Origin of the sequence: Streptomyces umbrinus (assembly GCF_030817415.1) — a bacterium.
Lineage (GTDB): Bacteria > Actinomycetota > Actinomycetes > Streptomycetales > Streptomycetaceae > Streptomyces > Streptomyces umbrinus_A.
Genome location: NZ_JAUSZI010000002.1, coordinates 11,128,082 through 11,139,998 on the forward strand (window position 1 = coordinate 11,128,082; position 11,917 = coordinate 11,139,998).

At 69.0% G+C, this 11,917-nt stretch carries 12 protein-coding genes and 2 pseudogenes; 9 read left to right on the forward strand and 5 right to left on the reverse strand.

All coding sequences use genetic code 11. From position 1 onward, the window contains the following. The first annotated feature begins 48 nt into the window (after positions 1 to 48). Together QF035_RS49400 and chvE are read left to right on the forward strand one after the other, a co-directional pair. Positions 49 to 870 carry an aminoglycoside adenylyltransferase family protein gene (locus tag QF035_RS49400; RefSeq protein ID WP_307529038.1) on the forward strand — a complete coding sequence of 274 codons (822 nt, stop codon included), beginning with the start codon at positions 49 to 51 and terminating at the stop codon, positions 868 to 870. 544 nt (positions 871 to 1,414) lie between these two features. Then, positions 1,415 to 2,512 carry a multiple monosaccharide ABC transporter substrate-binding protein gene (gene chvE / locus QF035_RS49405; protein WP_373466859.1) on the forward strand — a complete coding sequence of 366 codons (1,098 nt, stop codon included), beginning with the start codon at positions 1,415 to 1,417 and terminating at the stop codon, positions 2,510 to 2,512. Between the two features lie 73 nt (positions 2,513 to 2,585). Here chvE and QF035_RS49410 read toward each other — a convergent pair whose 3' ends face one another. Further along, the gene (locus QF035_RS49410) at positions 2,586 to 3,251 is read right to left on the reverse strand and encodes a Tat pathway signal sequence domain protein (RefSeq protein ID WP_307529043.1); all 666 of its coding nucleotides are present in this window, start codon (positions 3,249 to 3,251) and stop codon (positions 2,586 to 2,588) included. Between the two features lie 685 nt (positions 3,252 to 3,936). On the opposite strand from QF035_RS49410, the gene QF035_RS49415 reads away from it, so the two are divergent. Both QF035_RS49415 and QF035_RS49420 read left to right on the forward strand, forming a co-directional pair. After that, positions 3,937 to 4,629, forward strand: a complete 693-nt coding sequence (locus QF035_RS49415) for a DUF6230 family protein (protein WP_307529045.1) — start codon at positions 3,937 to 3,939, stop codon at positions 4,627 to 4,629. Continuing rightward, the gene (locus QF035_RS49420; protein ID WP_307529047.1) at positions 4,629 to 5,024 is read left to right on the forward strand and encodes a DUF6114 domain-containing protein; all 396 of its coding nucleotides are present in this window, start codon (positions 4,629 to 4,631) and stop codon (positions 5,022 to 5,024) included. The genes QF035_RS49415 and QF035_RS49420 overlap by 1 nt, the downstream gene beginning before the upstream one ends. Before the next feature lie 40 nt (positions 5,025 to 5,064). On the opposite strand, the gene QF035_RS49425 is transcribed toward QF035_RS49420, so the two are convergent. Further along, positions 5,065 to 5,691 (reverse strand): alpha-ketoglutarate-dependent dioxygenase AlkB, encoded by a 627-nt coding sequence (locus QF035_RS49425; protein ID WP_307529049.1) that lies wholly within the window; start codon positions 5,689 to 5,691, stop codon positions 5,065 to 5,067. Between the two features lie 161 nt (positions 5,692 to 5,852). On the opposite strand from QF035_RS49425, the gene QF035_RS49430 reads away from it, so the two are divergent. The 3 genes from QF035_RS49430 (at position 5,853) to QF035_RS49440 (ending at position 8,736) form a co-directional block, all read left to right on the forward strand. Beyond that, positions 5,853 to 6,464, forward strand: a complete 612-nt coding sequence (locus QF035_RS49430; protein ID WP_307529051.1) for a dihydrofolate reductase family protein — start codon at positions 5,853 to 5,855, stop codon at positions 6,462 to 6,464. 67 nt (positions 6,465 to 6,531) lie between these two features. Then, the gene (locus QF035_RS49435; RefSeq protein WP_307529053.1) at positions 6,532 to 7,272 is read left to right on the forward strand and encodes a DUF1963 domain-containing protein; all 741 of its coding nucleotides are present in this window, start codon (positions 6,532 to 6,534) and stop codon (positions 7,270 to 7,272) included. Between the two features lie 282 nt (positions 7,273 to 7,554). Next, positions 7,555 to 8,736: a DNA gyrase subunit B gene (locus QF035_RS49440; RefSeq protein ID WP_307529054.1), complete on the forward strand. Its 1,182-nt coding sequence runs from the start codon at positions 7,555 to 7,557 to the stop codon at positions 8,734 to 8,736. Positions 8,737 to 8,796: 60 nt separating this feature from the next. On the opposite strand, the pseudogene QF035_RS49445 reads toward QF035_RS49440, so the two are convergent. Together QF035_RS49445 and QF035_RS49450 are read right to left on the reverse strand one after the other, a co-directional pair. Next, positions 8,797 to 9,167: pseudogene (locus QF035_RS49445) on the reverse strand (VOC family protein). Between the two features lie 117 nt (positions 9,168 to 9,284). Continuing rightward, the gene (locus QF035_RS49450) at positions 9,285 to 9,722 is read right to left on the reverse strand and encodes a DUF6479 family protein (protein ID WP_307529056.1); all 438 of its coding nucleotides are present in this window, start codon (positions 9,720 to 9,722) and stop codon (positions 9,285 to 9,287) included. Between the two features lie 366 nt (positions 9,723 to 10,088). On the opposite strand from QF035_RS49450, the pseudogene QF035_RS49455 reads away from it, so the two are divergent. Beyond that, positions 10,089 to 10,874 (forward strand): annotated as a pseudogene (locus QF035_RS49455) (RNA polymerase sigma factor SigF); the annotation flags it as partial. 182 nt (positions 10,875 to 11,056) lie between these two features. Here the strand turns inward: QF035_RS49455 and QF035_RS49460 are convergent. Further along, a complete protein-coding gene (locus QF035_RS49460; protein WP_307529058.1) occupies positions 11,057 to 11,437 on the reverse strand; it encodes an ANTAR domain-containing protein in 381 nt (126 codons plus the stop codon). A 229-nt stretch (positions 11,438 to 11,666) separates the two neighbouring features. On the opposite strand from QF035_RS49460, the gene QF035_RS49465 reads away from it, so the two are divergent. After that, a complete protein-coding gene (locus QF035_RS49465) occupies positions 11,667 to 11,840 on the forward strand; it encodes a CsbD family protein (RefSeq protein ID WP_189839150.1) in 174 nt (57 codons plus the stop codon). The last annotated feature ends 77 nt before the right edge of the window (positions 11,841 to 11,917 follow it).

Below are 11,917 nucleotides of genomic sequence, written 5' to 3' on the forward strand. Positions count from 1 at the left end.
CGGAAACTGACGTGAATGCCCACGTTCGGTCCGTCTACGATCCGTGCCGTGAGCGACCACCAAGCCCAGCTCGACCAGGTCCTCCGCCTGGTGCACGACGTGCTGGGCGCGGAGGTCGCCGGCGTCTGTCTGCACGGCTCTGCCGTCCTCGGCGGCCTGCGGCCCGACAGTGACCTCGATGTGTTCGTCGTCGCCCGGCGACGCATGACGGACCGCGAGCGACGGAACCTGCTCCATGGCCTGCTGGGGATCTCCGGCCGCGGCGCCCGGAACGGAGAGCCGGCCCGGCCGGTCGAACTGATCGTCGTCGCCCAGGGTGACGTCCGGCCCTGGCGGTACCCGCCGCGCTGCGAGTTCCTCTACGGAGAGTGGCTGCGTGAGGAGTTCGAGCGGGGAGAGGTGCCCGCCCCGGCGGTCATGCCCGATCTGGCGCCGGTGATCACGATGGTGCTCCTCGGGGACACCCCGCTCTTCGGACCGCCGCCCGCGCGACTCCTCGACCCCGTGCCGCACGAGGACCTCCGGCGCGCGACCGTCGCCGGGGTGCCAGAGCTACTGGCCGGCCTCGAGTCGGACACCCGCAACGTCCTGCTGACCCTCGCCCGCGTCTGGATGACGCTCGCGACCGGCACCGTCACCTCCAAGGATGCGGCGGCCTCCTGGGCGCTCGACCGCCTCCCCGCCCGGCACCGGCCCGTACTGGCCCGTGCGCGTTCTCTCTATCTCGGGGGCCGGGACAGCCTCGCGGAGCCCGCTGATTCCGTAGCACCCGGAAGCGAATCGTGGGACGGTGAGATGCTGGAGGTCCGTGGGCACGCCGATCTCGTTGTCCGCGCGATCGAGCAACTAGCCGCGCGCGACGGCCACTAGGAACCGGATCGTCCACATAAGGTCGCAAGTGGCGATAAGCCTGGCCAGGCCGATCGTGCGCCGTCGCAACTAATGTGCTGAAAGAGCGCCACAGGGGGCGTACGCCGGGATACGCTCCCCGCGCACCCACGTTCGAGTCCGCGCCCGTGGAGGCCGGTCATCCCCGGTCTGTCGTGTGCGGGTTCAACGGAGCCCAAACGCGAGAGACATACCGTCCGGTCTGACGCTCCACCCCTCACCGCGACCCGGTGAGACCAGCCGATCCCGGAAGGCTCCACGCGCCCGGGCACCGGCCGACCCCCGGCGTCCGCCACCGGTACGTACGCGTAGTACGAGCCCTTCCGGTGCGGCGCCCCGAACCCCCTTGTCAAGGCAGCCTCGGCGCGACCTCGGCACCGAACAACGCACAACGGCCTCCGCCCTGGAACCGTGCGCAGCGGACGTCTCCCTCACGATCTGCCGTTCCGGCAGGCGTCGACGGCGGCCGCCCGGTGCACACGCGGCCGCCGAGTCCCACCGACTGCCTGTCACCCAGTGAGGAACAATGAGCATGCGCGCCCGCACCACCGTAGCTGCGGCCATATCCACGGTCCTGACCCTCTCTCTCGCCTCATGCGGTGAGGGTTCCGACGCCGGCAGCGGTGACGGGACCGCATCCGTGGGCATCGCCATGCCGACGAAGACGTCGCAGCGGTGGATCGACGACGGTCGGAACATGGTCGACGAGCTCAAGGGGTTCGGATACAACACCACCTTGAAGTACGCCGACAACGACCCGAAGAACCAGGTCGCGCAGGTGGAGGCCATGATCGACGACGGCGTGGACGCCCTCGTCATCGCCTCGGTCGACGGGCGTGCCTTCACCAAGGTCCTGAGCAAGGCGAAGGACTCCGGCATCCCCGTGATCTCCTACGACCGGCTGATCCTCGGCAGCGACGCCGTCAACTACTACGCGTCCTTCGACAACGTGAAGGTCGGCTCGCAGCAGGCCGACTTCATCGTGGAGTCGCTGGGACTCGTCAACGGCAGCGGCAAGGGCCCGTTCACCATCGAGCTCTTCGCGGGATCGCCCGACGACAACAACACGCGCTACTTCTACGACGCCTCGATGGAAGTGCTGAAGCCGTACATCCAGAACGGCGACCTGATCGTCAGATCCGGGGAGACCGATCTCGATCAGGTCACCACCCTCCGCTGGGACGGCCCCACGGCGGAGAAGCGCATGAACAAGATTCTCGACTCGAAGTACAACGGCCAGACCATCGACGCGGTCCTCTCGCCGTACGACGGAATGTCCATCGGCATCCTCAACGCGCTGAAGGAGCACGGGTACGGAGGTGCAGGGAAGCCGCTGCCCATCGTCACCGGCCAGGACGCCGAGGCGCCCTCCATCAAGTCGATCGTGGAGGGCGAGCAGACCCAGACCGTCTACAAGGACACCCGCGAGCTGGCACTGGTCACCTCGTACATGGTCAACTCCGTCGTCCACGACAAGAAGCCGGCGGTCAACGACACCAGGACGTACAACAACGGCAAGAAGGTCGTGCCCGCGTACCTCCTGGAGCCCGTGAGTGTCGACAAGGGCAACTACGAGCAGGTGCTCATCGACTCGGGCTACATGAAGAAGAGCGACCTGAAGTGAACCGTGAACGCCTGTGGGGCGGGGAGAGATCTCCCCGCCCCACAGGCGTTCGTGTGAAGGCTGCCGGCCGGCGTCAGTTGACGAAGACCGCCGGGCTGTCGGCCTGCGTCGTGTCCGTGACCGGGGCGTACTTGGCGGTGAAGTAGCCGTTGCTGAAGCACAGCGACGAGCCGGAGAACTTCGTGAACTGCTGCTTGCTGAACGAGATGCTGTTGTCGGCGTTGTCGGCCGTGCCGGACAGGCTGGGTGCCCGGTAGACACAGGTGATGCTGCCAAGGAGCGTACGCAGCACGGCGGTTGTCTGGATGGACGAGCCGGCGGCCGGCGTGATGGTGACCGAGCCGTCGGAGCCCACGGCCGAGGTGTAGGGCAGGTTGTCGACCTTGATGCTGGTGACCCCGAGCACGCCGACGACGTTGCTGGTGCAACTGCTGCTGTCGAAGGTGTGCTCGGTGACCGACTCGGTGGCCGTACCGGGCGCCGTCGGGTTGTCGACGACCGAGGCGACGAACTTCGACGACGTGCAGGAGAGGCCGCTCGTGCCGGTGCTGCTGGAGTAGAGCGTGGCGCTGGTGCCGGCGGCCAGCGAGGAGTTGAGTACGGCCCCGTTCGCGACGGCCGTGCCGCCGGCGCCGCCGGTGGTCAGGACCGAGCCGTCGGCCGCGGAGGCCGGGCCGGCCGCCGAGAGCGCGAGCGCCGTGACGGCGGCGGCCAGTGCGAGGGAAGTCCGAGTGCGCATGCGGGTGCCTCATTCCGAGAGTGGGGTGGGGGAGCTGGGCCGCCACCGGCCCGTCGCGCCTTCTCCGTACGCGACGGACCGGCGGTGGCTGCCGGGAGATTGGCCGGAGGCGTCGATGGACGGCCTCCGGCGCGGGACCGGCGGTAGGGCGACCGGACGCGGCCCAGGAGGGGGGATGCGACCGTGCCGGTGCCATGGAGGAGTGGATGCGGACCGCACGTGCGGTCGGCCGGTCGTGTGTCGGGTCTGTCGACCACGTGACCGGCCTGCCGACCGTGTGACGGGATGGAGCCCGGGAGTCGACGTGCGCCGCAGGACGGATCCGGCGCCACGGATCCGTGCTAGCCAGGGAGAGTTGTAGACCTGAGTGATGTTCAACGTCAAGGTGCAGCAAGGAAGTTGACTAATATTCAATGCCCTTGCGCAGCAAGGCAGTTGACGTTGGGTCGGGCGGTGGGGACCGCCCTCCACGGCTCCGTCACATCTCCGACTTCCTTTTTCCACAAGGTGCTTGACCCTCATCACTTACCGGGGGTAACTTCCGTCGCGGTTACTGCTGCGTAACGAGAAAGCCCTTGCACCCGCCGGGAGGTGTGAGGAGGCGTGCGCCGTATGCGCTGTCCGCGCCAGGACAACGTGCCACTGAAGCCCTACCCGCACTGATACATGCCCCTGGGAGCAGAAAATGGCCTCGTCCTCGGACGCCACCTCGTCAGCCGGTTCCACCCCCGAGCCCTCCGAAGTGTCGGAAAGCGGTTCCATCCCGGAGAGCCCCGACGGCTCCGAGAGACGCGGGCGGGTCCGTCTGCGCCGCGCCGCGGTGATGGCGGTGCCTGCCACCGCGGTCGCGGCCGGCCTGATGATCCTGACCGCTCAGGGGGCCCTGGGCGTGCAGTTCGCGATCTCCGGCATGCCGTTCACCGTCACCGCGACCAACCTCGACGGCGAGGGCTTCGCACAGTTCGGCGGTCTCGACCAGATGGCCCCGGGCAGCCCCAACGAGGGTGACACCGGCGGCCAGGTCCTGGTGGTGGTCTCCGCGATCAAGAAGGCGACCCTCACCAAGCTCTGCCAGAGCGTCGACCTCGGCGGCACGAACCTGCTCATCAGGGCCGGCGAGGGCAGCCAGAAGGTGTCCGCGGTCAACCTCACCACCGACTCCACCGAACTGTCGGGCGACGCGTCCTTCGACAACATCGAGATCGGCAACGACGCCAGCACGCTCGACAAGTCCCATGCGCAGGGCCCGAAGGGCGTCTTCAGCCAGCAGGCCGACACCGTCCACATCGGCAACCTGCGGCAGACCAACTACGCCACCACGGCGGCGGTGTTCAAGCTTCCCGGTCTGAAGCTGAGCTTCAGCGACAAGGGCTGCTGATGCTCGCCTTCCGGCGCTGGCGTGCGGCCCGTCCTTTCTGGGGCGGGCTGCTGCTCGCCCTGGGCGGGGCGGAGATCCTGGTCACGGAGAAGGCGTCACTGAAGGTCGTCATGCACATCGGCATGCAGGGCCTGGCCGGCTACCTCCTGCCGACCCTGATGCTGATCCTCGGCCTGCTGATCCTCTTCAACCCCGCACAGCGCCTCTTCTACTCGATCCTGGGTGCCCTGCTCTCCCTGGGGACCTGGGTCACCTCGAACCTGGGCGGCTTCTTCATCGGGCTCGTCCTCGGAGTCGTCGGCAGCTGCCTGGCCTTCGGCTGGCTGCCGGACCAGGAACCGCGGCGCGCCCGCTCGTGGCGGCGTCGCCGGCAGGAGCCGGTCCCTCATCCGTAGTGCGTCGGGGCGCCGTGACAGGCGGCGCCCCTGCGGAGGGTCACTGCACGCCGTGCGGGCGGAACTGGACGCTGATCCGGGGACCCGCCGCCCGGGCGCTCTTGGGGATCGCATGCTCCCAGGTGCGCTGGCAGGAGCCGCCCATCACGATCAGGTCGCCGTGACCGAGAGGGCGCCGCACCGGGGTGCCGCCCCGCCTGGGCCGTAGCAGCAGGTCGCGCGGAGCGCCCACGGAGAGGATGGCGACCATCGTGTCCTCGCGGGCGCCCCGGCCGATCCGGTCCCCGTGCCAGGCCACACTGTCCCGGCCGTCCCGGTAGAAGCAGAGCCCGGCGGTGGTGAACGGCTCCCCCAGCTCGTGGGCGTAGTGCGCGGACAGGGCATCACGGGCCTCGTCCAGGACGGGGTCCGGCAGTGCGTCGTCGGCACCGTAGAACGCGAGCAGTCGCGGTACGTCCACCATGTGCTCGTACATCTGCCGCCGCTCTGCCCGCCAGGGCACATCGTGGGCCAGCCGTGCGAACAGCGCGTCCGCCCCGTGCAGCCAGCCGGGCAGCAGATCGATCCACGCCCCGTCGCCGAGCACGGTCCGGCGCCGCCCGTCGAGCGGGCCGAGGCGGATCTCGTCGGTCTGGTCGAACAGTGAACCCTGGAGGTGCGTGGACATGCTTCCAGGGTACCCACATATTCGAATGTGTGTGCTATGTGGGTTCGTGGCCGGGCTGTGTCAGGGTGTCTCGCGCTGACTTTTGGAAGCTTGTCGAATGCGCCGGGCCCTGATCGACGTAAGGGTGAAGGCAGCACCTCCAGGACTCAGGAGCACCCATCGTGACCGTGACCGCGGATATGGCCATCTCCCTCGACGGCTTCGTCGCCGGCACCGGCGTCGCCATCGACAACCCGGGAGGCGACGGCGCCGAGCCGCTCTTCGAGTGGATCCACAACCTGGCGAGCTGGCGGGAGCGCCAGGGCATGACAGGCGGGGAGGAGAACCGCGACTCCGAGCTGATGCGCGAGTGGTTCGACGCCACCGGAGCGGTGGTCATGGGCCGGATGATGTACGACACCGGCGAGGAGTTCTGGGGTGACAACCCACCGTTCCGGGCCCCGGTCTTCGTCCTCACCCACCGGCCCCGGCCGACCCTCGTCAAGGAGGGCGGCACCACCTTCACCTTCGTCACCGACGGTATCCACAGCGCGCTCGACCGGGCGAAGGCAGCCGCGGGGGACAGGAACGTCGATATCGCGGGTGGGGCGGGCGCCGTGCAGCAGTACCTCAGGGAGGGGCTCATCGACGAGCTGCAGCTGCACGTGGTGCCGGCGCTCCTCGGGGACGGACTGCGGCTCTTCGAGGGACTGGGTGCCGGGCGGCGCCTGGAGCCCGTCAGCGTGGTCGCCACGCCACTGGCCACCCACCTGAAGTACCGCTTCGTGAAGTGACCGGGCGCGGACAAGGCGGCCCCTGGCAGCCCTCCGGCGTGCTGACCGACCCTGGCATACTCCGCGAATGACATCGATGGATCCGTTCCGCGACGAAGCCCGCAGCCGTGGTTTACCCGAGGACGAGGTCGAGCGGTGGCTCGACACCGCCCGTCGCAGCGCGATGCTGAACCTCGCCGGTGAGACACCGCCCGACGACCCGCCGGCCGGACGGCTCGGCGGGTTGCCGCCGATGCCCGATGACGAGCCCGTTCCGGACCTGCCGTTCCTCGCCTCGGTCGACCTCGCGGCCGTCCCGCCGGGTGCGACGGACCTCCCGCTGCCCGAGGACGGCACGTTGCTCTTCTTCGCGGACACGGAGGACCCGTGGAGCGACGACGACTGGCACCGGCTCGTCCACGTCCCGGTCGGCACGCCCGTCTCCGAACGCGCTTCGAGCTGCGAGTGGCTGCCGGAGGTCCGCCCGGCCCGGGATCTGCATCTGACGATCACGCCCTCGCTGCCCAACCGCGGTTCGGACACCGAGGAGTTTCCGCACGGCAGCGAGCTGGGCTCCGTGTGGTGGAAGACCTGCGGCGAGATGACTACGGACGGACCTGTGCAGTTGGGCGGCTGCCCCTGGGTCTGGAACGCGGATCCCCTCACGGACCACGACCACGGACCGGGTGACTGGGTGCTGCTCGCGGAGGTCGGGGGCGAGGGCGTGACCGAGGGCGACCTGGGCGTCGTTCACTGGGTGATTCGCCGGGACGACCTGGCCGACCGCCAATTCGACCGGGCCCGGGCCCACTTCGACATGGTCGGCTGACGCAGCCTCGGACGTGGGGCATCCCCCCCGGCTTGCAGGGCTCCAAGTTCCTTTCCCGCGTACCGGAATTGAGGGCCTCAGAGGCGCCGTGAACGGGGTCGTACGCGGCTTCGGTGAGCCCTCGGGTGCGTTCCGGGCGTAGTGCGCGGCCCCTGGGTCGACCGCCTCCGGATGTGCCCTCACCAGCCCGCCCGCGGCCTTGGCAGAAAGGCTCTGACCTGGCGTTTTCCTGGATTCCGCCTACGCTGGGGAGGTCAGCCGGACGCCATGGGAGGGGTCTTTGTGAGTGGGGAAAACACGGGGTACGACGCTGCCGACATCGAGGTGCTGGAGGGGCGGGAAGCCGTTCGGAAGCGGCCCGGGATGTGGGTCGGCTCGACCGGTGAACGCGGTCCGCATCACATGGTGTTCGAGGTCGTCGGCCGGGCGGTGAACCAGGTCCTGGTCGGCGGCAGCGGCAGCGGCAGTGGGAGCGGCTTCGTCGATGTCACTCTCACGCCCGACGGCGGCGTGCGGGTCGCCGACGACGGGCCGGCGGGTCCCTTCGAGGCCGCCGGGGACGCACGCGGCCCGGACCTCGAAGCGCTGCTGACCAGCTTCCACGCCGGGCCAGAGCTCAGTGGCCGGCAGATCACGGACGTGGGTCAGTTCCGGGCGGGGCTCTTCGTCGTCAACGCCCTGTCGAGCCGGCTGACGGCCGAGGCGCGGGGCGAGGAGGCCCGCCGGGTCCATGAGTACGCGCGCGGCGTCGAGGTCGCCCCGCCAGCCGCCATGGAGCCGGCGACCGGCAGCGGGACGACCATCACCTTCTGGCCCGACAGTGAGATCTTCGAGACGACGCAGTGTTCGTTCGCCGTGCTGGCGGAGCGTTTCCGGCAGGTGGCCTTCCTCAACCGGGGCCTGGGGATCTCGCTGACCGACGAACGCCCGGCGGGCGGGGCCCGGGCGGTGTCGTTCCGGTTCCCGGAGGGAGTTCGGGACTTCGTGGCCGCCCTTGACGCGGAGACGGGGTCGGGCGTCCAGCCGGACGTCATCGGCTTCGAGCACGAGGACCCGCGGATGGCGGGGACGATGGAAGTGGCCCTGCTGTGGACCGGCTCCCGCAAGGAACGGATACTCGGCTTCGCCAACAGCCGGGCCACTCGCGAGGGCGGCACGCACGTGGACGGCTTCCGCGACGGAGTGGCGGCCGCGGTCATCGCGTACGCACGGGAGCGAGGGTTGCCGACAAGGGACCTTGACCCCCGCGACGACCGGATCTGCAGGAGCCTCACGGCAGTTGTGTCGGTGAAACTCGACCATCCCGAATTCCTCGGCGCCACACGCGGGCTGCTGGGCAACAGCGAGGTGCGGGACTGTGTGGGGGACGCTGTCCGGGAACACCTCGGAATCTGGTTCGAGGAGGAGCCGGAGCGGGCCGCGGAGTTCGTCGCCCGAATCCTCCGGGGCATCCACGAGGACTGAGCAGCTCGGCGACCCTGCCGGCGGCCGGCCCTCGCCCTGTACTCGGAGCGGCCGAGGATGTCACTCCCGGCTGGTGTCGATGACGCAGAAGCGGTTGCCGTCGGGGTCGGCCAGCACCACGAAATCAGGGTCGTCGGGATACAGGTCCCAGTCGACGCGTTGGGGGCGCCGAGAGACACCAACCGGTCGACCTCGGCGGCCCGATCCGCCGCGTTCCCGGCGTAGAGGTCCAGATGGACGCGCGGATGCTCCTGTACCGGTGTCCCGCTCAGGCCGAGCGCCAGTTGGGGGCCGGTCCCTTGGGCGGGCACCAGCACCACCCAGTCGTCCTCCGGCTCGTCGCGCGGGACGTACCCGAGAGCCTCCATCCAGAACGCGGTCGCACGCCGCACATCCCACACGCCCAACACCACGGATCCGATCTTCAGCATGCGCCGAGTGAAGCAGATGTCTGCCGGTGAGGGGGCTCTCTTTTTTGGCGTCCCGATTCGGCTGCGGCTGCGTGTGGGCGTGGGTGGGGGTGGGGTGTGCGTTGCGTGTCGCCCGTGTCAGGTTCGGCCGGGGCCTTCGCTGTCGAAGCCTCCGCGGTCGTTCTCGTTCCAGGCCGGGGGCTTCTGCTTCGCCGCGCGGCGGGTCGGGCTGTTTCCATGGCCCGGGAGCCGGTGCGCGGTCAGCCGATGGTTGCCGCGGGGCATCTCGGCGGGGTCGCGCCGTTCGCGGACCTCGCCCACGGGGCCCGAATCGGGCAGCCGGGGCTGTTCCTCGGGGCGGGGCGGGCCGGGCTCCTGGGCACGGATCCGACGGCCCCACCACACGGCCCAGATCAGGGCGCCGACGATGACGACGCCCACCAGGAACGGCACCACTCCGCCCACCACCGCGCCGGAGAGGGCCAGTTGTGTCGTGTCGTTGTCCATCCCCGGCGAGTACCCGGCGCCGCCGACCGAAACAGGGTCCCGGCCGCCGCCCGTACGCGCGTGTCGCATGCCTTCCCGAATCGGTTTTTGATATCTGCGGGGCAAATTCACGGGAGCGTGTTTCATGGCGACTCCGTCGGCACCCCGCCGAAATTCGTATCCCGCCGATGCGGTTCACTTCGCGGCTTCGCCACCTGCCGCTTTGTCACTTTGCGCGACCAGTCGATTATTGATTGTCGCTGTGGGCCCCCAATATTCGGTGCTTCGTTTTGAAATGTCCGAGTGCGGGAAGTTGTTTATTAGTGCTTCGGACAGGAGGCACGTCCGTGGGAGCTGGCTCCGCCAGATCGCGGGTGTGTCCAGAACGGTCCGTGCGCGCGCTCACTCCCATGGTGACTGTCCCGTCAGCACCCTCTGAGGAAGATGCGACGCACCATGCGAATCACCGTCAGAACGAAGCAGCACCCGCACGACGACGCCCCCGACTCGGCCGCGGAATTCGTACGCCTCGCCGCCCTGCCGGACGGGCCCGAGCGACAAGCCCTGCGTGACGAGCTGGTCCAGGCCTGGCTGCCCATGGCGAACCGCATCGCCCTGCGGTACCGGGGACGCGGCGAATCCGTCGAGGATCTCGGACAGGTGGCGGCTCTCGGCCTGGTCAAGGCCGTCGACCGCTACGACCCCGAGCGTGGCAACGCCTTCGAGAGCTATGCGATCCCGACCATCACCGGTGAGATCAAGCGCCACTTCCGCGACCACATGTGGGTCCTCCACGTGCCGCGGCGGGTCCAGGACCTGCGCAACCGGGTCCGCGCCGCCGTGAAGGAGCTGTCACAGACGGCACCGGGCCGCAACCCCACCATCGCCGAGATCGCCGCGTACGCGCACATGACCGAGGACGACGTACGCGCCGGATTCGAGGCCCTCGACAGCTTCACCGCCCTCTCCCTGGACGCCGAGCTACCCGGCAACGACGGCTACGCGCTCGGGGACGCCCTGGGGGAGTCCGACTCCGGGTTCGACCTCGTCATCGACCGGGAGGCCGTGAAACCGTGCCTGGCGGCGCTCCCCGAACGCGAGCGAACCATCCTCTACCTGCGCTTCTTCCGTGGCATGACCCAGAGTCGCATCGCGGAGCAACTCGGCATCTCGCAGATGCACGTCTCCCGGCTGCTCAACGGTTGCTGCGCCAAGGTGCGCGAGGAAGCTCTCTCGGAGGCCGTGGTGGCAGCGGAAGAAGTCGTTGCGGCGGATGGAGGCGGAGTTGGTGACTCAACCGCCCGTCACGGGACTTCCCGGGCCGGGCGGCTGAGTGGCGAGCTCACTGCCGAACCCTCCCGGGAGCGGTTTGCCAGTCAACTGCCACCTCTCGAACTAACCAGTGCGAGCTGAATAAAACACCCTCATCGCAGTGGCGGAGAATCTTCTGGAAGTGATGTGGGCCCATAGCGGTCGAGCGTGTCTTCCAGCGTGGCTCGGACATCCGGCGGGAGATCGCCTTTCTGCCCCCAGACAAGGATCATCTCCGCGACATTCCGCAGTTTGATGTTGGTGTGCTGGGACACTTCCCGAAGCACGGCCCAGCCGTCGTCGGGCGTCACCCGCCCGAGTGCCACCATCATGCCGATCGCCTGGTCCACGACGGCATGGGAGGTCACGGCCTCCTTCAACTGGCCGATCTCCTCCTGCAGTTCGGCGATCCGGGGTGCGTCCTCATCGGGCGCGGCCCGGTCGGGCAGGTCGCGCCCCGGCTCCTCCGCCTTCGAGCCGGCGTCCGAGGTCATCCGTTCCCCTCCGAGGTCGGAACACGTACAAGGGCTCTACGTCGTCGCTTCTCTGTGTCACTGCGTGGCTCCAGTCCATCGTCACCACTCGACCGGGCGCATGCCAGCGCGGCGCCTACCCAGCATCCACCTGAATACACGTGGTGACGGAATGCTCACGGATTGCGAAGGGTGAGTGTAGGGCGCAGGGTGGTTACGCCAGTCCAACCCTCATCGAAGGACGGAAACCATGGGTAAGTCAAAGGGCAAGGCCAAGCAGATGAAGGGCAAGATGAAGGAGACCGCCGGCCGGGCGATGGGCGACATGCCCATGGCGAACGAGGGCCGGGGCGAGCAGATGACGGGCCGGGCCCAGGAGCTCGCCGCGAAGGCCTCCGAGCGCGTCAAGAAGTCCGAGCGGTAGGCGGACCCCACGCGTTGGTACGCCCCCGGACGGCCGCACAGGGCTCCGGCCCTGCGCCCGGCGGGGGCGTCCCGTGT